Consider the following 19,469-nt stretch of genomic DNA (forward strand, 5'->3'; position numbering starts at 1 on the left):
GTTATCGATGGATTACCGCAAAATCATTAAAGAGATTGGGCGAGGAAAAAATCACGCGCGTGACCTGGATAAGGATACTGCTCGCGGACTGTATACCCATATGATGAACGGCGACGTACCTGACCTTGAGATGGGCGGGGTACTGATTGCGCTACGTATCAAGGGCGAAGGTGAAGCGGAGATGCTGGGCTTTTACGAAGCGATGCAAAACCACACCATTCGCCTGACTCCGCCGGTAACCAAACCCATGCCGATTGTCATTCCCAGCTACAATGGCGCGCGCAAGCAGGCGAATTTGACTCCGCTGCTGGCGATTTTATTGCATAAACTTGGCTTCCCGGTGGTGGTGCACGGCGTCAGCGAGGATCCGACCCGCGTGCTGACTGAAACCATTTTTGAACTGATGGGAATTACGCCAACGCTGCATGCCGGGCAGGCGCAGGCAAAGCTGGATGGTCATGAGCCGGTGTTTATTCCGGTGAGCGCGCTGTGCCCTCCGCTGGAGAAACAGCTGGCGATGCGCTGGCGCATGGGTGTGCGTAACAGTGCACATACGCTGGCTAAATTAGCCACGCCATTTGCTGAAGATGCCGCGCTGCGTCTTTCCAGCGTGTCCCACCCGGAATATGTTTCTCGCGTGGCGAAGTTCTTCGGCGATATCGGTGGGCGCGGCCTGTTGATGCATGGTACCGAGGGCGAAGTGTATGCCAACCCGCAGCGCTGCCCGCAGATAAGCCTGATAGATTCATCCGGTGTGCGAGTGCTACAAGACCGACAGAGCGAGATGCCTGACGAGCCGGTACCGCTACCGGTAGCAAAAGATCCGGAAACCACCGCGCGCTGGATTGAGCGTTGTCTGGCTGGCAGTGAGCCTGTTCCGGCATCGTTGAAAATCCAGATGGCCTGCTGCCTGGTGGCAACCGGTGAGTCCGCCTCACTGGCTGAAGGACTTACCCGCGTCGAGCAAAGTTTCTAAACCATTTGTTATCCCGACGGGCCTGTTGCCTGGCCCGTCGGTTCTCTCTTTTCGGCAATGTGAAATTTCTGCACGTTTATTGACCTCCAGCGCACCGTGGCGCAGCATAGTTTGTTGAAAAATAAGAAACACAACAAACACGCGACACAACAGGAGATAACAATGAACAGTGGACATCGCTTCCATGTGCCAACGCTGCACGCCTTTATCCAGGCCGTTTTTCATCAGATGGGAAGCAATGATCAGGAGGCGCGGCTGGTGGCCGACCATCTGATAGCCTCTAACCTCGCCGGTCACGACTCCCATGGCATCGGTATGATCCCAAGCTATATTCGTTCATTCTCGCAGGGGCATCTGCAGATCAACCGTCATGCCAAAGTGGTAAAAGATGCGGGGGCGGTGATTACGCTTGACGGCGACTGCGCGTTTGGTCAGGTGGCGGCGCACGAGGCAATCACGCTTGGAATCGAAAAAGCGCGTCAGTACGGAATCGCCGCCGTGGCATTACATAATTCGCACCATATCGGCCGTATTGGCTACTGGGCGGAGCAATGTGCGGCGGTAGGTTTTGTCTCGGTGCATTTTGTGAATGTGGTGGGGATCCCGATGGTCGCACCGTTTCATGGGCGCGATAGCCGTTTTGGCACCAATCCTTTCTGCGTCGTATTCCCGCGTAAAAATACCTTCCCACTGTTGCTGGACTATGCAACCAGCGCCATCGCGTTTGGCAAAACCCGTGTGGCATGGCATAAGGGCGAGCCGGTGGCTCCAGGATGCCTGATTGATGTGGCGGGTGTTCCCACTACCGATCCTGCGGTAATGCAGGTTTCTCCGCTGGGGTCGTTGCTGACCTTTGCCGAGCACAAGGGGTATGCGCTGGCGGCGATGTGCGAAATTATGGGCGGTGCGCTTTCTGGCGGTAAAACCACACATGAAGAGAGCCTGCAGACCAGCGCGGACGCCATCATTAACTGTATGACCACCATCATTATGAATCCACAACTGTTCGGCGCGCCGGACTGCGACAACCAGGTCGCGGCATTTGCTGAGTGGGTGAAAGCGTCCCCGCATGCTGAAGATGCCCCGATCCTGTTGCCTGGGGAGTGGGAGGTGAACACTCGCGAGGAACGGCTGGAACACGGTATTCCGCTGGATGCCGGAAGTTGGCAAGCGATTTGTGAGGCGGTACTGCAAATTGGGATGCCAGACGCCGTGTTGCAGGAATTCTGCCAACGGCTGAAACAATAGGCAAAAAAAAGCCCGTCCAGTGGCGGACGGGCAAACAAAGGGTAACAAACAGGGTCAATGAGGGTTGGAGCATTGGGTCGTACAGGTAATCTTTCGGTTATTTATAGATAACCGCGGTGCCGCTCATTTTGTCTTTGCCGATAGCGGAAGTGATGCTGTACCCAGTTGCGCCAGCAGCATTCGCTTTCTCAGCCAGTTTGGCTTCCAGGCCGTCCAGCGTAGTGGCGCCGTCAGCAGATACCACACCAATTTTGTTCATGTTTTGCGCCTGAGTAGAGGAAACCGGCTCGGCAGCGAAAACGCCAAATGACAGGGTGGACAGGGCGATGGCAGCAACAGCAAATTTGATATTTTTCATGATTAATCTCTCGCAGGGTTGTTCTGTTAGTCAGTGTTCTTTAAGAAGACGTTGTTCCGTCGATGTGATAAGTATCACGTTTTTTTTGGTGAGAGAAAATCGAATAGAATTGACGACATCAATCAAAAAAATTGAATGACAAATAACTTATTGAATATTAATAAATTCGAGTAAGGGATTTACAGTTCTTGTCATTGCGCTTTACAGAGAAGGCGACAACGGCACATTTTGCTACACAGGGTGCAAAAAAGCGTGCTCGTAAAGGAAATCGTATGCGCTGAAACTTTTGGTAAAGATAAGTCAACGTAGCTGGCTGTCTTTCGAACCCCTGCGATTATATCCTGAAAATGCTGAGTTATGTGAATCTTTATCCTGTTGGCAGGTGATGCATAAGCGTACCCCTGGCACGGCCTCACGTCTGGCCTGAGGGATAGGATTGCCGCATTCTTCGCATTCATACAGACTTTCCCCCGTCGGTAACTCACCGCGAGCGCGGGCAACAGCATCTTCAATAGTATTGTTGATCTGTTCGTTAACCGCGTCGTCATTTGCCCATCCGGATGCCATGTGTATCTCCTGCTGATGTCTACAGACTAAGTATAGCGAAGGTGATGGCTGAAAAACGACCACGCGCCAGCAGTATCAGATTTCAGACCATTCGCGCAGCAGGTTATGGTAGAGATTGAGTAATGACAGGATCTCGCTGCTCTCCCCATGGCGAGCCTTCAGGGATTGAATGTTTTTATCCAGTTCAAAAAGCATGGCGCGATTTTTGTCGTCACGGACCATCGACTGTATCCACATAAAAGACGCCACACGAACGCCATGGGTCACTGGCGTGACGCAATGTAGGCTGCTGGAAGGGTAAAGCACCAGATCGCCTGCCGGAAGCTTCACCGCATGCTGGCCGTAAGTATCATTGACCAGCAGTTCTCCCCCTTCATAATCATTCGGGTTACTCAGGAATAAAGTTGCGGAAAGGTCCGTGCGCATCCAGCCGTTTTGCGGATGGCTACGCACCGCACCGTCAACGTGAAAACCGTAGGTCTCGTTGTCCTGGTAGCGATTAAACAGCGGTGTGGAGAGCGTTTTCGGTAGTGCTGCGGCGAAGAAAAGCGCGCTGTTATTTATCGCAGTCTGTACCGCCTGTTGTAAAACGCCGTAGCGTTCACTTTGCGTATTCACCTGCTGGTTGTTTTTAACCTGCGCCCCCTGAGCGCCGGTGGTTGCGCGGCCATCAACCCAGTCGGCAGCGTCCAGTTGTTCGCGAAACCAGGCTACATCCTGCGCCGACAGAACGCCGGGAATGTGGTACATCATCAGTGTTTCTCCTGAAAGTGGGGCTTACGCCCCACGCGATGGATTAGAAATGCATATTGGCGGTGAGCAAGAAAGTTCTTGGCTCGCCCGGATGATAACGGTATCCACTCTTGTTTATGGAGGATACATAATCGGTGTCGAACAGGTTATAGACGTTTAGTTGGAAATCGAGATTGCGATTCACGCGATAGCCCAGTTTGGCGTCAGCGACCCAGTAACCTTCAGTGTAGGATGGCGTCCCCACCGCACCATCGGAACCGCGATGCATACTGCCCACGTAGCGAGCGCCTGCGCCAACGGAGATATCATCGGTAGCCTGATACTGGTTCCACAGCGTGAACGCATGTTCCGGTGTATATGGCAGGGAAGAGGATCCATCCTGAGCAACGTTTTTACCGCTGTGGATGGTCGCGCGTTGTTGCGTGTAACCCCCAATAATCTGCCATGCGGGGGTGATGTTACCTGCTACCGAGAGCTCGTAGCCTTCAACGCGTTTCTCTCCGTACTGGGAATAGGTACCGTCGTCGTTCTGCTCAACTTCATTCTCAATATCTGTGCGGAAAATCGCGGCGGTTAACAGCAGGCGCTTATCCAGCACCTCCCATTTGGTGCCGATCTCGCTGGTTTTCGCTTTCTGCGGTTTGAAATCGGTACGGTTCGCACTGTTACCGCTGCCGCCCTGAGCAAGAGCAAAGTTGCTGCCGCCCGGCGGTTGCTGAGAAACGGCATAGTTGATGTACACGTTACCGTTATCGGTCAGGTGATACAGCGCGCCAGCTTTCCAGTTCACCAGATTGCCTGATTTGGCAGTATCTACAGTGGTGACCGGGGAACCTTTAGCCACGCCTGTCGGGCACGCGACTGCGCCGCGACCGGAAGCGCCGCAAGCGGTGGCGCTGTCATATTCAGTCCGGTAATTGTCGAGGCGAATACCACCGTTCAGCTCGAATTCACGGGTAATTTGTAGCGTATCAAAAGCGTATACACCGAAGGTATCTGTTTGCCCGTTAGCGTTGGCGCCGTTGCGAGACAATCCGCCGATATTCACATTGCTGTCGGGGTGATAGATATTCACCGGTGGTGGGGTGATCGGCGCCACGCCATAGTTGGTTTGTGTTTCGCGCGTCAGCTCCACGCCGGTGCTGATGTCGTGACCGATGGATCCCGTGTAGAACGTTGAGGTCAGGTTGGTCTGGTTGGTCAAGATCTTATTGCTGACATCCTTGGTATTTGCCAGGCGTGACCAGGTCCAGCTGTCGACGCTGCTGGTGGGTTGGGTGATGTTAGACGCGCCGCCCATCACCGCCGTCATCAGATAATCCTGTTTAATACGCGACCAGCGGGTGGTGTTGCGAATAGTGGTGCTGTCGTTCAGGTCATGTTCAAAACGCATCGTCGCGGTATCGGTTGTCGAATCGTCATAATCCGAGTTGGTACCGTAGAAATTATGCGTGTCCACTTTGCCTGAATGATTCAGTGCAGAAGTCCCCGCAGAAGGTGCGGAGTATCCCGGCAGGCCAATGGTAGGGATGCCGCCATCCGGTGTGTTGTGTTGGGTGACATGCAGATAGTTCAGGTACAGTCGGTTCTCAGTCCCTAAGCCAAAAGCGAGAGAGGGGGCCACACCGTAACGTTCATTCTTAACATTATCGCGACCAGCATCATGCGTTTTTTCACCCATCAGGTTTAAACGTGCGGCGGTGGTCTCGCCGATGACCTGGTTAATGTCCAGCGTACCACGGCGGAACCAGGCGCTACCGACGCTGGCCGATGCATCGATTCCTGAGTCGGTGCGTGGCTGTTTGCTGATCATATTGATAGAGCCAGTCGGTGCGCTACGTCCATAGTCGGTACCGGAAGGACCTTTGATTACTTCCACCTGTTCGGTATTGAAGGTGTCGCGCGTGACGCTGCCAATATCACGGATACCGTCGATATAAATACTGTTCGAGGTATCCGCACCACGCATGTAAACCGCGTCACCGGTGCTGGAGTTACCGTTCTCACCGGCGAAAAATGCGCCAACGCCCGGGACGTTTTTCAGCGCGTCGGTCAGATTTGTTGCGCCTTGATCCTTAATCACCTGCTCAGAAATCACCGTCATGGTGCGGGTTGTATCCGCCACCGGCCGGGAGAATTTAGGGTCGGCAGACTGTGTTGGGGCGTACAGCGAAGGTTTGGCCGCTTCAACGACCAGAGTGTCTTCTTGTTTTTTATCCTGGTCGTCCGCAGCGACAGCCTGAGCTATAGGGGACAGGCCAATGCACAGACCGGCAAAAAAAGTCAGTGAGTGAAAGCTACTGGACGGCAAGTTGCGATTTTTATCCATGTTAATGAGTGACTTATTATTGTTTGAGTGGACGGTTTCACTCGCGCGAAGGGACATCTCTAAGGATGTTATACCCTGCAGGCCTCGCGGAAATGAATGTGTAATTGATAATGATTTTGATAAGCATTACTAATCAGTGCGACGTTTTAGCATTCATTACTTCAAAAATAAATACATTTGTTTACATTGGATTCAAAATTACTACACGGTGATTACAATTCGCACCGGGAATGATGTGAATTGCGGACAGAAAACTGCATTCGGGTTGAATGCAGTTGGGCTGAGATGGGGGTTACTTATAGATGGTTGCGGTGCCGTACATCTGATTTTTGCCGCCCGCAGAATCAACGACAAAGCCTTTTGCCCCTTGCTCTTTCGCTTTCTCTGCCAGCTTGTCTTCGAGGTCGCTCAGGTTAGAGGCGCCGGTAGCGGATACTGTGCCGGAAGCTTGTAGCTGACCGGTAGCTGGGCTGGTGTATGGCTGTGCAGCAAAGGAGGCAAATGTCATGCCGGAAAGTACGGTAGCAGCAAGTAATGTGAGGCATTTCTTCATGGTGATATCCTCTGAAAAACAACAGGTGTGCCTGATAAGTTTAGGTCGTCAGCGGATGACATTTACCGCAAAAAATTGGTGATGAGCTGTCTGTTTTTTGAACAATTAGTAAAGCGTCAAACAGGTGTAAAAAATCAAATTTCCTTGTTGTGTGTGTTTACCGCGTGGCGTTATGCGGGTATCTTACGCCGCTGTTAAAAGGAGAATGCTATGTCCGCCCTGAAACCGGGATTACACCCACGCAACCGCCACAATGGCCGTTATGATCTTGCGACTTTATGCCAGGTTACGCCCGAGCTGACGCAATTTCTCACCCTCACGCCCGGCGGCGAGCAGAGTGTTGATTTCGCGAATCCGCAGGCAGTAAAGGCGCTCAATAAAGCACTGCTGGCGCATTTTTATGCGGTGAAAAACTGGGATATTCCAGATGGTTTTTTGTGTCCGCCGGTGCCTGGTCGTGCTGACTACATACACCATTTGGCCGATCTGTTGGGTGAAACCAACGGAACCATTCCGGCAAATGCGAGCGTGCTGGACGTGGGAGTGGGGGCAAACTGTATTTATCCACTGATCGGCGTGCATGAATACGGCTGGCGATTCACGGGTAGTGAAACCAGTAGCGAAGCGTTTAACAGCGCTCAGGCGATCGTCAACGCCAATCCGGGATTAACCCGTGCTATTCGTCTGCGTCGCCAGAAAGATGCAACGGCAATCTTCAACGGCATCATTCACAAAAATGAGCAGTATGAAGCCACATTATGTAACCCGCCATTCCATGATTCTGCGGCCTCAGCCCGTGCCGGAAGCGAGCGCAAACGCCGTAATCTGGGACAGGACAAAGACGATGCGCTGAACTTTGGCGGACAGCAGCAGGAGCTGTGGTGTGAAGGCGGTGAAGTGGCGTTCATCAAGAAAATGATTGCTGAAAGCCAGGCCTTTGGTCGCCAGGTGATGTGGTTCACCACGCTGGTGTCGCGCGGTGAGAACTTGCCTCCGCTGTATCATGCATTAACGGATGCGGGCGCGGTGAAAGTGGTCAAGAAAGAGATGGCCCAGGGACAAAAGCAGAGTCGCTTTATTGCCTGGACCTTTATGGATAACGATCAGCGTCGTCGTTTTATGGCGCGTAAACGCTAAAGCGTTGGCTCGGTTGGCGGTAGCGGTTCGCTTGCCGCCGACGCAGGGCCATTCCCTGGTGCAGGTAACACTTGATACGTCTGTACCGGGGCGCGTATGTTTGCCAGATCGAAGTATTTCTTCACCTGGCTGTCGAGCGCAAAACGTACCGTCCACTGCTTCAGCGGCAAGGTGGTAAACGAGACCCGTAGCGTGAATGCCGTATTGGTTAATCCTACAATCCCGGCAAACGACGGCTCGCCGATAATCAACCCGCGAATATCATCTTTTTCCATCACCGCAGCAACCGCGTCTTTCAACGCCTGATTTGCTTTATCCGCATCCTCATGGCGGTCTACGTCGTAATTGGCGACGACCGATCCAATTCCACGCACAAAGTTGGCGAAGGTCGTAATCGATGACCAGGGAATGATATGGTACGCCCCGGTGTCCTGACGCACGCCCACAGAACGAATGGACATTCGTTCAACCGTACCGGTGAGTGGACCGATGGTCACCAGGTCGCCGGTGTTCATGCCATTTTCAAACTGAATAAAAATCCCGGTAATAATATCTTTTACCAGCGTTTGCGAGCCGAAAGAGATTGCCAGCCCCAGCGCCCCGGCCCCGGCCAGCAATGGGGCGATATTAACGCCAATTTCCGACAGCACAATCATGATGGTGATCGTGCTGATGATCACCGCCAGCGCGTTGCGAAACAGCGTCAACAGGGTGCGGGTACGAGCGCTGGGTAGCGGACGGCCGTGGATATCGGAGGCCAGACGATTTTCAATCAGGCTGGCAAGGATCGTCCAGCCGATGGCGGAGAAGAATAAAATCAGCGCGATACGGATCAGAATATCCACCGTTTTTTCTCCTGCACCGTAATGCAGCCAGTTCCAGAAGTCGAACAGTCCCCAGGCATTCAATAGCAGCATCACCGCAACGCACACCGTCAGGATCCTGGCCACGCTTAACGCCGTCGACAGCCAGCCATTCAGCCGCTTTTGGAGTTCCGGATAGCTGCGCTGGGTGTGTGGCGAAAGGGTAATAGTTTTGGCTATCCAGCGGGAAAACATGCCGGAAACAAAGGCGGCAATTCCAATGATTACCAGGCTGCGCAGCGTAGCGCCCATCATGAATTTCAGACTGTTGCCCGGATCAAACAGCGAAAAGAAAAACAGCACAATGAAGTAGGCGCTGGCCAGCCAGTGCCATACCAACGCAAAGGCGCGGATAAACAGGCTGAAAAAAGCTAACGATCTTTCTGCCAGATTCTGTAAATGCAGCGTTATCTCTTTCTTATTTCTGAAAATCAGGTACAGCGCCCATAGCGTGATACACAGCATGATGATGACGTTGGCCATCGCGCCGACCTGCACATTGACCTGATTGGAGATAATGGGAACGGCAACTATAAGCCCGTAACCAATCAAACTGCTTAATGAACTCAAACGCCGATTCCAGTAGCGCGCACCGGCATCCTGAATGTTAAACGGGCGCAGTTCGGCCACTGTTGGGCAAAATATCAGACGCAGAATGGCTTTGAAGAACTCAATCAGGGCAAAGGCATTGAGAAACAGGCTTTGCTGAAAGGCGATGGTGCGACTGCCGGCGTTCATTCTGTCGCTCAGTATCTGCCCGACAAACAATGTCAGCGCCAGCAGAAGCAAATCAATAATGAATGCGCCAACGATCATCGCCGGAAGCTGCAGCCAGTTGCTGCGTTCGCGGTTTTTCCGCCGTGCCCATTGCCCCATTTTGCGATACAGCGGCAGCGCGCACAGGCGGATCAGCCAGTAAAACCCGAACACTGACGCCGCCAGCATTAAAAAATGAGTCAGGGCATTGGTGAACGTTTGCGGGTTAAAGGTCTTGTGCGGTGCATCGGTAATATTGCGATAAAGTTGGGCAAAGCGGCTGGAGAGCGCCTCACCGTAGTGCCGTGTGACATCCGTGACGTTTTCCAGCACCGTTTTTTCTTCTGTTAATGTGGGTGGAACAATGGTTGGCACCGGCTCGGCAGGGGGGGCAGTTGCCACTTTGCGTAACTGATCGATCAGTTCTTTCCGCGAGGTGTCATTTTCCAGCACATCAGCCAGTGCGCCGTAGGCCGCTTTCTTCTGTTCAACATCCGGCTCTTTCGTTGGCGCGGCTTGTGCGTTGGTTGACGTTGGCGAGGTGACGCCAGGTATTGTCACCGCCTGAGCCAGAAGACTCAGCAGACAAACAAAGATGAACAGGATCCAGCGCATGACTCCTCCCATGAGAAAATAAATTCAAAAGGATAAGTATAGATGTCAGGGCGGGGGAGAAATGAAATGAGAGGATTCTGGTGAGAAACCTCCCTTCGGGCGAAGGGAGGCTGAACTATCAGGAAACGTGCTGCAAAAATTCCTGTAAGCGTTGGCTGGGCGGATTTTCAATCAGGGCCTGCGGATTACCGTCTTCGGCAATACGTCCCTTATCAATGAAAATCAGGCGTGAAGCCACTTTTTCGGCAAAGCCAATTTCGTGGGTCACAATCACCATGGTCATCCCTTCTTCCGCCAAATCCTGCATCACTTTCAGAACTTCATGACGCAGTTCCGGGTCGAGTGCTGAGGTTGGCTCATCAAACAGCATCATTTTCGGTTTTACTGCCAGCGCACGGGCAATAGCCACACGCTGTTGTTGACCACCGGACAGTTCAGAAGGGTAGTGATGTGCACGTTCGGCCAGACCCACTTTTGCCAGCAGCTCTTTCGCCAGTTTCTCGGCCTGTTCTTTATTCGCCCCGCGTACGCGCTGCGGTCCGAACATGACGTTTTCCAGCGCCGTCAGATGCGGGAACAGATAGAACTGCTGAAACACCATTCCGGCTTCCTGACGGATTAAGCGCTCGTCTACCTTCGGATCGTTTACTTTCAGACCGTCGACGATCAGATCACCGGAGGTTATCTCTTCCAGCTTGTTAATGCAGCGCAGCAGGGTAGATTTACCGGATCCTGACGGCCCGATAATCACCACCACTTCACCCTGCTGAATGTTCAGGTCAATATTGTGCAGCACCTGGGTTGGACCAAAGTGCTTAGAAACGTTTTTAAATTCAATCACAGGATTTTCATCCTTCTTTCCAGACGACGCAGAATGAAGCTCAGCACCAGCGTAATGATCAGATAGAACACCGCAACGGCGCTCCAGATTTCCAGTGCGCGGAAGTTACCGGCAATGATTTCCTGGCCCTGACGGGTCAGTTCAGCGACGCCAATGACAATAAACAGCGAGGTATCTTTAATGCTGATGATCCACTGGTTGCCCAGCGGTGGCAGCATACGACGCAGTGCGAGGGGTAAAATAACGTGGCGGATTGTTTCTGTGCGTGAAAGTCCAAGCGCCAGTCCGGCTTCGCTGAATCCTTTATGGATTGAGAGCACCGCACCGCGGGTGATTTCCGCAATATAGGCCCCGGAGTTGATCATGATGGTGACAACGGCGGCGCTAAAGGGGTCAATGCGTAAATCGTTAAATGCCATTGGCAGAGCGAAGTAAATAAACATTACCTGCACAACGATTGGCGTACCGCGAATGACTTCGATAAACACCAGCGCTACGTGGTTGGCGATCCAACCGCCGAAAGTGCGCGCAAACCCTGCTGCAAGTCCGATTATCAGACCGCCAGCCAGACCGAGGACCGAGATCCACAGGGTCATTTTGGCGCCTTCAATCAAAAGCGGGATGGCGGGCCAGATGGCACTCCAGTCAAACTGCATATGTCGTTCCTGTTACCGTGGTGTAAATATTCAAATGCCCGTTTTGCCGGATGTGCTGTGCTTATCCGGCCTACAGGTCTCAAAAATCCCGGCGTAAGCCCGGTAAGCATCACGCCACCGGGCAACGCTGCCGGTTATTATTTAGGTTCAGTACCGAACCATTTTTTGTAGATTTCGTTGTAAGTACCGTTCTCTTTCAGCGTTTTCAGCGCGCCGTTCACTTTTTCACGCAGGTCGTCGCTGCCTTTCGGGAAGGCGATACCGTACTGCTGGGCTTCCAGCGATTCGCCTACAGCTTTGAACTGACCATTGCCAGCTGTTTTGATGAAGTAAAGAATGTTTGGTGTGTCGTGCAGTACAGCGTCTGCGCGGTTGGTGCCCAGTTCCATATATGCGTTATCGATATTCGGGAACTGACGCAGGTCTTTGGTTTTGATATTCGCTTTCGCGTAATCAACGGAACCGGTGCCGCTCTTCACAGCGACGACTTTACCGTCCAGATCTTTTACGCTTTTGACGTCGTTGTTATTCGCTTTCACCATCACTAACAGACCGCTTTTGTAGTAGCCGTCGGAGAAGTCGATCGCTTTTTTACGCTCATCGGTGATGGTGATACCTGCCAGTGCCAGGTCGATATTTTTGGTTTGCAGAGCCGGGATGATGCCGCTGAAATCCATCGGTTTCAGTTCATAATCCAGTTTCAGTTCTTTGGCCACGGCAGCCCACAGATCCACATCAAAACCAACGTATTTGTCACCCTGTTTGAATTCAAACGGTACAAACGCGGTGTCGGTTGCGACAACCAGTTTCTTGTCTGCGGCATGGGAGGACACCGCAAAAGCCAGGGTAAGTGCAGCCAGTGAAACTTTTAATACAGACTTCATAGGATTTCCTTTTATATCCACGGGGCGATCCCCTGCGAGAACATATGGCTTAATGAAAAAATCGTGCCAATTTTGCAACTCATTGTTTTAACAAGAGGGTGTCTCGTTACTCTGCACAATAAGTAGGGCATAGCGAATAATCTGCACTGTTTTGGGGCACTCATTTGGTGCGAACCAGTCACGGTGCAAACGGTATGACTATTTAGCGTAAAAATTGTTGATAAAACAATCTTTCGTTAACGATTGTGTGAGGTGATTATTACAAATAATTTACTTTGGAGTGACGAATGATCAATGTTATGCACCATAGATGTGCATAACCCCCGCCGAAGCGAGGGTTATATAGGTAATTCTTATGTCTGCTGTTACTCAATGTTGGCTTCGATAAACCACAGGAATTTATCGAGGTCGCGAGAAGCTGCGGTAAAGATATCCGCGGTATCTTCGTCTTTTGCTTCGCTGATAGCTTTACGTACGCTGTTTGCAACTACGGCATAACGTTCGGCCAGCTCTTTTAAGTGGTCCTGTACGCTATGGATATCCAGCGGGTAACTTTTCAGAGGCGTTTTGCTGTTAATAACCTGAGTTGTGCCCAGTGCCACACCGCCCAACTGTACGGCGCGTTCAGCCATGGTGTCGAGGTGATCGGTAAGGGCTGTACGGAAGCCATCCAGCATTTCATGTACTGCAATGAAGTTTGCACCGCGCATGTTCCAGTGAGCCTGTTTGGTGATCAATGACAGGTCAATGAACTGGATTACTTGCTGATTCAGCAGTTCTACGGTCGCTTTCTTTTCGCTATCAGACACATCGTTGCGGGTATAAAGGAGGGCGGATGCTTTTGTTTTTACCAGTTTCGCGGTACTCATATTTTCATATCCTCTTGATATTTATGTCCCAACTCTTCAACGGAATTAAGTATAGCGCTAAATTTGGATTTTTGTTTCCGGTGTTGCCTATCACTTTAATAGTGAAGACGAGGGTGAATATAAAATATCAAATAAAATCAATGTGATGAGGGTTTTGTTACTTGCGTGGTGTTATTTTTATGTTAATTTTAAGATTAAATGAAATATGCGGATGAGAAAATTATATTTATTAGAATTATTATCACGCAGATTTACAATTGGATATTCTGCATGATTATGCAAACCATGCAGAATAATACGTGGTTAATTCACGTCGACTTGTTTTATTTGTGGCTCTTTACGAATAGTGAGCGTAGAGCCCATTGATGCGACAATAATGGCGCCCAGAGCGAGCGTCTGGATAAGCGTCAACGTTTCACCGAGGAAGATCATTCCGGAAACCGCTGCCAGCGCGGGTTCCATGCTCATCAATGTACCGAAAGTACGCGTAGGCAGGCGCGTCAATGCAATCATCTCCAGTGAATAGGGAAGCGCAGTAGAGAGGACTGCAATGGCCAGACCTAACGGCAGTATGGACCAGTGCCACAGGGCATCTCCGGCCTGGAGTGCGCCGATTGGTACAAATACCAGAGCTGCAATGAATGACCCTACTGCGACGGTTGCCGGACCGTGTTCCGCCCCGGCTCGCTGCCCGGTAAGAATATAGATGGCCCAGCAGGCGCCAGCCCCCAGCGCCAGCGCTGCGCCGGTTAAATCTACGTGAGAAACGTCCTGACCCAGAGGCAGCAGGAACCAGAGCCCGAGCACTGCCAACGCAACCCAAATGAAATCCACCGGGCGTCGGGATGAAAACAGTGCTACCGCGAGCGGGCCGGTAAATTCCAGCGCCACGGCGATTCCCAGTGGGACGGTTTGGATTGACAGGTAGAAAAGGTAGTTCATCCCGCCCAGAGACAGGCCATAAAACAGTAGCGGCAGGCGTTGTTCTTTAGCGAATCGTAAACGCCAGGGCTTAAAGAAAGCGATAAGAATGAGCGTACCCAGCGCAAGGCGCAGCGCGGTAACGCCCGGCGCACCGACGAGTGGAAACAACGATTTTGCCAGTGATGCTCCGCTTTGAATGGAGGACATAGCAATAAGCAAAACCAAAATAGGCAACCAGACTGGCGCTTTACGTGACAACCCCGGCATCCTTTCTCCTGTCAAATGATGATTACACGTCTCCATCTGTGCCACGCTTCAGCATTGTTACGACGCAGATGATTTTATGTATAGAAAAGTAAAACAGCGAGTGTAATGGAATTACGCTCAACTGGTTGAGTATTCGTTGAAAAAAAAATTGCTCAGTTCCGTACAATGGCATGAAAATGATGGATTAATAATCTGTGTGATTAGGAATGTTCTGGATGAATGTGCCATATTGTGCGCGCAATAATGGTATTTTCAGTTGAAAAAGTGATGTTAATTGAAAGAGATAGCGGGTTTTTGAAATGTTCTGTTACATGAAAGACCCCGTTAGACATCGCGAATCGCAAAGAGTTTCCCATCAATTTTTGGTATATTTAAAACTTAAGATTTACTTGAAGCACATTTGAGGTGGTTATGAAAAAAATTGCATGTCTTTCAGCACTGGCCGCTGTTCTGGCTTTCTCCGCAGGTACTGCTGTAGCTGCTACTTCTACCGTTACCGGTGGTTACGCTCAGAGCGATGCTCAGGGCGCAGCAAACAAAATGAACGGTTTCAACCTGAAGTATCGCTACGAGCAGGACAACAACCCGCTGGGTGTCATCGGTTCCTTCACTTACACTGAAAAAGACCGTACCGATGCTTCTGGCGACTACAACAAAACCCAATACTACGGCATCACTGCTGGTCCGGCTTACCGTCTGAACGACTGGGCAAGCATCTACGGCGTTGTGGGTGTTGGTTACGGTAAATTCCAGAACGTAGAATCTTCGACTTACAACCACAGCACCAGCGACTACGGTTTCTCTTACGGTGCGGGCCTGCAGTTCAACCCGATTGAAAACGTTGCTCTGGACTTCTCCTACGAGCAGAGCCGTATTCGTAGCGTTGACGTTGGCACCTGGATTGCTGGCGTGGGTTACCGCTTCTAATCACTTCGGTGATATGAAAAATCCGCCTCTTGGGGCGGATTTTTTTTGCGTGTAATGCAGGAAGGAATGTCGTTGTAGGCCTGATAAGCGCAGCGCATCAGGCATCGGTAGCAAAATGCCTTATCCGGCCGACAACGTATTATTTGGTTGAGAAAATATCGGTACCCAGATGGTTGTAGTCCACCTTCTGCAGTTTGAAGTTGGTGATGTACACCGGCCCGGCTTTTTTCTCTGAGATAAAGCGGTAGCTGTTGGTGATTTCCTTTGCGCTGATCCCTGTCCACTGCGAGAAAAAACTGAGGAAATCATTGGCGGAGCGACGGGCTTTAATCACCCGATGCGCTTTATCATCGCTCGACAGCACCATGAAAGGCACCTGGAAATTCTGCTGGAACTGATCGTCATGCGCCAGGTACTGCACCTCTTTTCCCCGCTCTTTAAACGCGAGGCCATGATCGGAGAAATAGACCATCGAGAAGCTATTACCGCTGTTACGTAACTGCTCGTAAAGCTGGCGCAGCAGGTTATCCGTCTGTGTCATTGTGTACAGATAACAAGATGTCTCTTTTGACTGGACGAAAGTCTCGTATTTACCCTGTGTTCGGTCACAGGCCTGCGGATGCGAGCCCATTAAATGCAGCACGATGAGCTGTGGCTGGGTGCGCTCGGTTGCCAGCACCTGGGCAGTCATCTTCAACAGCGCTTCGTCACGGGTGTTTTTATCCGCTTCGAAGTCACCGCTTTTGAGGAACTGAACCTCATCAGCGCGCTTCGCAATGCTGGCGATGGCCGTATCGTATTCACCAATCTGTCCCTGATTGGAAAACCACCATGTCTGGAAGCCCGCGCGGTTAGCCAGGGTGACAAAGTTATCCTGGAACTGGGGTTTATTATCCACTACCCGATTAAGCGTTAAGCCGAGCGATTTTTGCGTTGAACCGCTGGCCGCAATGTAATCTGTGAACAGATAGCCGTTAACGGAGCTGGCAAACGGGGTGTTATCCCAGTGACCGCCAAATGCGCCTAACGCATCGCGGCGGGCGCTTTCGCCGATAACCACGACGTAGGTGTGATACTTCGGCTTCACGGCGGTTACCGTCCAGCTGTCTTTTACGCTCGACAGTTTCGCCATACGCTCTTGTTCGTCGAGCACTTCGTTGTTATTGACGATAACGTCCTTGGCGAAACGGAAAACCGGATAACCGGTATCTTTCAGCTTAAACACGCCGCCCCAGGCCAGGTTTTGTACCGGGGTAACAAAGAATGCGACAACGCTAAACAGCAAACAAATGCTGTCGAACTTATTCCAGCTGCGCTGCTGCACATCTTTTTTACGGCGTACGGCGATAACGCCAAGGGCAAAAATAAACACTCCAACCAGATAACTGTACCAGGGGAAGATGGTCAGGATCTCGGTTGACTCTTCCATATTGGTTGAGTGCAGCGCCAGTAAGGTATTGAAGTTCGGTGAGCCGTAAGCCTGGCCGAACGGAAAGTACATTGCCGCAATGAGTGAGCAAATGCCAATCAGTGCCTTCTGCGCGCGCGGCGCGCTACGCCACAGCAGCATCAATATACATGTGAAAGCAACGCTATAGAGCAGGCTAAGCGGATAGCCCAGAGCAAGGTTTATTAGCAGAGACTGTAAGAAATAGAGGCCAGTCCACGGACTAATAGCCCGACTGCGAGCAATGATTGAATCTTTGAGGGTTAAATTCATACGCCACTAATACAAAAACGCCATGTGCTTACCCTGGCGCTAAGGGTCATTGCCTGCCTGAGAGAGCGAGAAGAGGGATAGGGTCCGCATCCGCGAGCCGCAATATACGCAGGGCTGCGAAAAGATAGAGTGTGCGCAAGAGAAGGTCAACTACTACAAAGAAATTGTTTTGCGAGGGACGTGGCAAAACTGACAAAAAGAAGGGTTATTGAGACGAAAACCACCACCGTACCCGAATGACGGCAGGAAAGTGAAGCGGCGTACCGCGACGCCGCATTATTTTTCTGAAGGTTTATCCTGCTCTGGTTTGCTGTTAATCATGTCACACAGCATAGAGATCAGCATCAACCGTACTTTAAAGGGAGAGTGACTAAACACGCGTATGCACCTCTTAAATTCATTCATGTAAACCTCCTGACTTCACAATCCCATCAGTCCTTGAGGGATGTCTTTATTATATACAGATATAGCACAGGCTATATTATATAGCTATTGCTAAAACGTTAATTTTTTGTGCCCACGCAACTCTGGTTTACAATGAGCGCTCTCTAATCAGATGCCGTTAACGCGTCACAGTAACGAGGAAGCAGAATGAGTCGTCGCGCAGGTATGCCAACAACAAAAAAAGTGACGCAATTGGTGAATGTCGAAGAACACGTTGAAGGGTTTCGTCAGGTCCGGGAGGCGCATCGCCGCGAACTGATTGATGACTACGTAGAGCTGATTTCCGATCTCATTATTGAGGTGGGTGAAGCGCGCCAGGTGGATATGGCCGCGCGACTTGGGGTTTCCCAGCCGACGGTTGCTAAAATGCTTAAGCGCCTTGCTTCAGTCGGATTGATTGAAATGATCCCGTGGCGTGGGGTGTTTTTAACCGCAGAAGGTGAACGACTAGCCCAGGAGAGCCGGGAACGTCATCAGATTGTGGAAAATTTCCTGTTGATGTTAGGCATCAGCCCGGAAATTGCCCGTCGCGACGCGGAGGGGATGGAGCATCACGTCAGTAAGGAAACGCTGGAGGCTTTTAGCCGGTTTACGCAACAGCAAGGAACTGGCTCTGAATGAGTTTTCCTTTATTACGTGCCTTACAGCGCGATCGTTTTTTCCAGCTGTTAATCATCGTTGGGGTTGTACTGAGTCTGTTCACGCCCTTTACGCCCCGGTCCTGGCCAGGGGCAATTGACTGGCACACGATTATCACGCTTAGCGGCCTGATGTTACTGACCAAAGGCGTGGAGCTAAGCGGTTATTTCGATGTGTTAGGTCGCAAGATGACCCGCCGCTTCAAAACAGAGCGCCAGCTGGCGATATTTATGGTGCTGGCGGCGGCGTTGTTGTCGACGTTTCTGACCAACGACGTTGCATTGTTTATTGTTGTTCCGCTGACCATCACCCTGAAAAAATTATGTGCCATTCCGGTGAATCGCCTGATTATCTTTGAGGCGCTGGCGGTAAACGCCGGATCGTTGCTCACGCCAATAGGTAATCCGCAAAACATTCTGATGTGGGGACGCTCAGGCTTATCGTTTACCGCGTTTACCTGGCAAATGGCGCCGCTTGCGGGGGCCATGATGCTGACGCTGGTGGTGCTGTGCTGGTTCAGTTTCCCGCATAAAGCGTTGCACTATCATACCGGTACGCGCGCGTCTGACTGGCAACCACGCCTGGTATGGAGTTGTCTGGCGCTGTATATCATCTTCCTGGCGGCGCTGGAGTTAAAGCAAGAGCTGTGGGGTCTGGCTATTGTGGCGGCAGGGTTCATGGTACTGGCGCGTCGCGTGATCCTCAGCGTGGACTGGACGTTGCTGTTAGTATTTATGGCGATGTTCATTGATGTGCATTTGCTGACGCAGCTCCCGGCCTTGCAGGGGATTTCCCACCAGATTGGCACGCTCTCAGCACCGGGACTTTGGTTAACGGCTATTGGCCTGTCGCAATTTATCAGTAATGTGCCCAGTACGATTTTGTTGCTGAACTATGTCCCGCCGACGCTGCTGCTGGCCTGGGCGGTTAATGTGGGCGGCTTTGGTCTGTTGCCGGGATCGCTGGCGAATCTCATTGCGTTACGGATGGCAAACGACCGACGGATCTGGTGGCGTTTTCATTGGTATTCGGTACCGATGCTGATATGGGCGGCGCTGGTGGGGTATGGTTTGCTGCTGTTGATGTAATTGATGTGATGTGCCGGATGGCGGCTGGCGCCTAATCCGGCCTACTGCGTTGGTA

General features: G+C 51.5%; 19 protein-coding genes. 6 read left to right on the forward strand and 13 right to left on the reverse strand.

All coding sequences use genetic code 11. The features are described 5' to 3' along the window. Positions 1-7 precede the first annotated feature (7 nt). Positions 8-976 carry a DNA-binding protein YbiB gene (ybiB, locus tag OGY09_RS14780; protein ID WP_032942772.1) on the forward strand — a complete coding sequence of 323 codons (969 nt, stop codon included), beginning with the start codon at positions 8-10 and terminating at the stop codon, positions 974-976. A gap of 162 nt (positions 977-1,138) precedes the next feature. Continuing rightward, complete coding sequence (locus tag OGY09_RS14785) at positions 1,139-2,224, forward strand: malate/lactate/ureidoglycolate dehydrogenase (protein ID WP_275399147.1); 1,086 nt, start codon at positions 1,139-1,141, stop codon at positions 2,222-2,224. A 97-nt stretch (positions 2,225-2,321) separates the two neighbouring features. Here OGY09_RS14785 and ybiJ read toward each other — a convergent pair whose 3' ends face one another. The 5 genes from ybiJ to mcbA all read right to left on the reverse strand — a co-directional run bounded on the left by ybiJ (position 2,322) and on the right by mcbA (position 6,784). After that, positions 2,322-2,582, reverse strand: coding sequence for a DUF1471 family protein YbiJ (gene ybiJ, locus OGY09_RS14790; RefSeq protein WP_003831561.1), 261 nt, complete (start codon positions 2,580-2,582; stop codon positions 2,322-2,324). A 300-nt stretch (positions 2,583-2,882) separates the two neighbouring features. Continuing rightward, complete coding sequence (locus tag OGY09_RS14795) at positions 2,883-3,149, reverse strand: DksA/TraR family C4-type zinc finger protein (protein ID WP_032942775.1); 267 nt, start codon at positions 3,147-3,149, stop codon at positions 2,883-2,885. Between the two features lie 75 nt (positions 3,150-3,224). Continuing rightward, entirely contained in the window at positions 3,225-3,902 is a 678-nt protein-coding gene (gene ybiX, locus OGY09_RS14800) for a PKHD-type hydroxylase YbiX (RefSeq protein WP_032942776.1), read from the reverse strand. Positions 3,903-3,945: 43 nt separating this feature from the next. Continuing rightward, positions 3,946-6,231: a catecholate siderophore receptor Fiu gene (locus OGY09_RS14805; protein WP_032944356.1), complete on the reverse strand. Its 2,286-nt coding sequence runs from the start codon at positions 6,229-6,231 to the stop codon at positions 3,946-3,948. Positions 6,232-6,523: 292 nt separating this feature from the next. Beyond that, a complete protein-coding gene (mcbA, locus tag OGY09_RS14810) occupies positions 6,524-6,784 on the reverse strand; it encodes a DUF1471 family periplasmic protein McbA (protein WP_003831565.1) in 261 nt (86 codons plus the stop codon). Between the two features lie 210 nt (positions 6,785-6,994). Between mcbA and rlmF the strand changes: the two genes are divergently transcribed. Beyond that, the gene (gene rlmF / locus OGY09_RS14815) at positions 6,995-7,921 is read left to right on the forward strand and encodes a 23S rRNA (adenine(1618)-N(6))-methyltransferase RlmF (protein ID WP_008784207.1); all 927 of its coding nucleotides are present in this window, start codon (positions 6,995-6,997) and stop codon (positions 7,919-7,921) included. Here the strand turns inward: rlmF and ybiO are convergent. From ybiO to rhtA, 6 genes are all read right to left on the reverse strand, one after another. After that, positions 7,918-10,155, reverse strand: coding sequence for a mechanosensitive channel protein (ybiO, locus tag OGY09_RS14820; protein WP_032942778.1), 2,238 nt, complete (start codon positions 10,153-10,155; stop codon positions 7,918-7,920). The genes rlmF and ybiO overlap by 4 nt on opposite strands. A 118-nt stretch (positions 10,156-10,273) precedes the next feature. After that, entirely contained in the window at positions 10,274-10,996 is a 723-nt protein-coding gene (glnQ, locus tag OGY09_RS14825) for a glutamine ABC transporter ATP-binding protein GlnQ (protein WP_003035246.1), read from the reverse strand. After that, positions 10,993-11,652 (reverse strand): glutamine ABC transporter permease GlnP, encoded by a 660-nt coding sequence (gene glnP / locus OGY09_RS14830; protein WP_003035248.1) that lies wholly within the window; start codon positions 11,650-11,652, stop codon positions 10,993-10,995. The genes glnQ and glnP overlap by 4 nt, the downstream gene beginning before the upstream one ends. A 137-nt stretch (positions 11,653-11,789) precedes the next feature. Next, complete coding sequence (gene glnH / locus OGY09_RS14835; protein WP_003035251.1) at positions 11,790-12,536, reverse strand: glutamine ABC transporter substrate-binding protein GlnH; 747 nt, start codon at positions 12,534-12,536, stop codon at positions 11,790-11,792. Positions 12,537-12,901: 365 nt separating this feature from the next. Continuing rightward, positions 12,902-13,405 (reverse strand): DNA starvation/stationary phase protection protein Dps, encoded by a 504-nt coding sequence (gene dps / locus OGY09_RS14840; protein ID WP_003035253.1) that lies wholly within the window; start codon positions 13,403-13,405, stop codon positions 12,902-12,904. 303 nt (positions 13,406-13,708) lie between these two features. After that, the gene (rhtA, locus tag OGY09_RS14845) at positions 13,709-14,596 is read right to left on the reverse strand and encodes a threonine/homoserine exporter RhtA (protein WP_008784209.1); all 888 of its coding nucleotides are present in this window, start codon (positions 14,594-14,596) and stop codon (positions 13,709-13,711) included. A 411-nt stretch (positions 14,597-15,007) separates the two neighbouring features. Here rhtA and ompX point away from each other — a divergent pair, with 411 nt between their 5' ends. Beyond that, positions 15,008-15,523 (forward strand): outer membrane protein OmpX, encoded by a 516-nt coding sequence (ompX, locus tag OGY09_RS14850; RefSeq protein WP_003831579.1) that lies wholly within the window; start codon positions 15,008-15,010, stop codon positions 15,521-15,523. 139 nt (positions 15,524-15,662) lie between these two features. Here the strand turns inward: ompX and OGY09_RS14855 are convergent, their stop codons facing one another. Next, positions 15,663-17,243, reverse strand: a complete 1,581-nt coding sequence (locus OGY09_RS14855) for a phosphoethanolamine transferase (protein WP_008784211.1) — start codon at positions 17,241-17,243, stop codon at positions 15,663-15,665. A gap of 276 nt (positions 17,244-17,519) precedes the next feature. Next, the gene (mntS, locus tag OGY09_RS14860; RefSeq protein WP_003831584.1) at positions 17,520-17,648 is read right to left on the reverse strand and encodes a manganase accumulation protein MntS; all 129 of its coding nucleotides are present in this window, start codon (positions 17,646-17,648) and stop codon (positions 17,520-17,522) included. Between the two features lie 186 nt (positions 17,649-17,834). Here mntS and mntR point away from each other — a divergent pair, with 186 nt between their 5' ends. Together mntR and OGY09_RS14870 are read left to right on the forward strand one after the other, a co-directional pair. Continuing rightward, the gene (gene mntR / locus OGY09_RS14865) at positions 17,835-18,308 is read left to right on the forward strand and encodes a manganese-binding transcriptional regulator MntR (RefSeq protein WP_003831586.1); all 474 of its coding nucleotides are present in this window, start codon (positions 17,835-17,837) and stop codon (positions 18,306-18,308) included. Continuing rightward, positions 18,305-19,414 (forward strand): anion transporter, encoded by a 1,110-nt coding sequence (locus OGY09_RS14870; RefSeq protein ID WP_032942779.1) that lies wholly within the window; start codon positions 18,305-18,307, stop codon positions 19,412-19,414. The genes mntR and OGY09_RS14870 overlap by 4 nt, the downstream gene beginning before the upstream one ends. The last annotated feature ends 55 nt before the right edge of the window (positions 19,415-19,469 follow it).

The sequence above is a fragment of the Citrobacter sp. Cpo071 genome (assembly GCF_030332765.1).
Taxonomy (GTDB): Bacteria; Pseudomonadota; Gammaproteobacteria; order Enterobacterales; family Enterobacteriaceae; genus Citrobacter; species Citrobacter portucalensis.

Excerpts from the sequence above, each read along its gene's own strand:
- ybiB (WP_032942772.1), top strand. The coding sequence starts at position 8 with ATGGATTACCGCAAAATCATTAAAGAGATTGGGCGAGGAAAAAATCAC.
- OGY09_RS14785 (WP_275399147.1), top strand. The coding sequence starts at position 1,139 with ATGAACAGTGGACATCGCTTCCATGTGCCAACGCTGCACGCCTTTATC.
- ybiJ (WP_003831561.1), bottom strand. The coding sequence starts at position 2,582 with ATGAAAAATATCAAATTTGCTGTTGCTGCCATCGCCCTGTCCACCCTG.
- OGY09_RS14795 (WP_032942775.1), bottom strand. The coding sequence starts at position 3,149 with ATGGCATCCGGATGGGCAAATGACGACGCGGTTAACGAACAGATCAAC.
- ybiX (WP_032942776.1), bottom strand. The coding sequence starts at position 3,902 with ATGATGTACCACATTCCCGGCGTTCTGTCGGCGCAGGATGTAGCCTGG.
- OGY09_RS14805 (WP_032944356.1), bottom strand. The coding sequence starts at position 6,231 with ATGGATAAAAATCGCAACTTGCCGTCCAGTAGCTTTCACTCACTGACT.
- mcbA (WP_003831565.1), bottom strand. The coding sequence starts at position 6,784 with ATGAAGAAATGCCTCACATTACTTGCTGCTACCGTACTTTCCGGCATG.
- rlmF (WP_008784207.1), top strand. The coding sequence starts at position 6,995 with ATGTCCGCCCTGAAACCGGGATTACACCCACGCAACCGCCACAATGGC.
- ybiO (WP_032942778.1), bottom strand. The coding sequence starts at position 10,155 with ATGCGCTGGATCCTGTTCATCTTTGTTTGTCTGCTGAGTCTTCTGGCT.
- glnP (WP_003035248.1), bottom strand. The coding sequence starts at position 11,652 with ATGCAGTTTGACTGGAGTGCCATCTGGCCCGCCATCCCGCTTTTGATT.
- glnH (WP_003035251.1), bottom strand. The coding sequence starts at position 12,536 with ATGAAGTCTGTATTAAAAGTTTCACTGGCTGCACTTACCCTGGCTTTT.
- dps (WP_003035253.1), bottom strand. The coding sequence starts at position 13,405 with ATGAGTACCGCGAAACTGGTAAAAACAAAAGCATCCGCCCTCCTTTAT.
- rhtA (WP_008784209.1), bottom strand. The coding sequence starts at position 14,596 with ATGCCGGGGTTGTCACGTAAAGCGCCAGTCTGGTTGCCTATTTTGGTT.
- ompX (WP_003831579.1), top strand. The coding sequence starts at position 15,008 with ATGAAAAAAATTGCATGTCTTTCAGCACTGGCCGCTGTTCTGGCTTTC.
- OGY09_RS14855 (WP_008784211.1), bottom strand. The coding sequence starts at position 17,243 with ATGAATTTAACCCTCAAAGATTCAATCATTGCTCGCAGTCGGGCTATT.
- mntS (WP_003831584.1), bottom strand. The coding sequence starts at position 17,648 with ATGAATGAATTTAAGAGGTGCATACGCGTGTTTAGTCACTCTCCCTTT.
- mntR (WP_003831586.1), top strand. The coding sequence starts at position 17,835 with ATGAGTCGTCGCGCAGGTATGCCAACAACAAAAAAAGTGACGCAATTG.
- OGY09_RS14870 (WP_032942779.1), top strand. The coding sequence starts at position 18,305 with ATGAGTTTTCCTTTATTACGTGCCTTACAGCGCGATCGTTTTTTCCAG.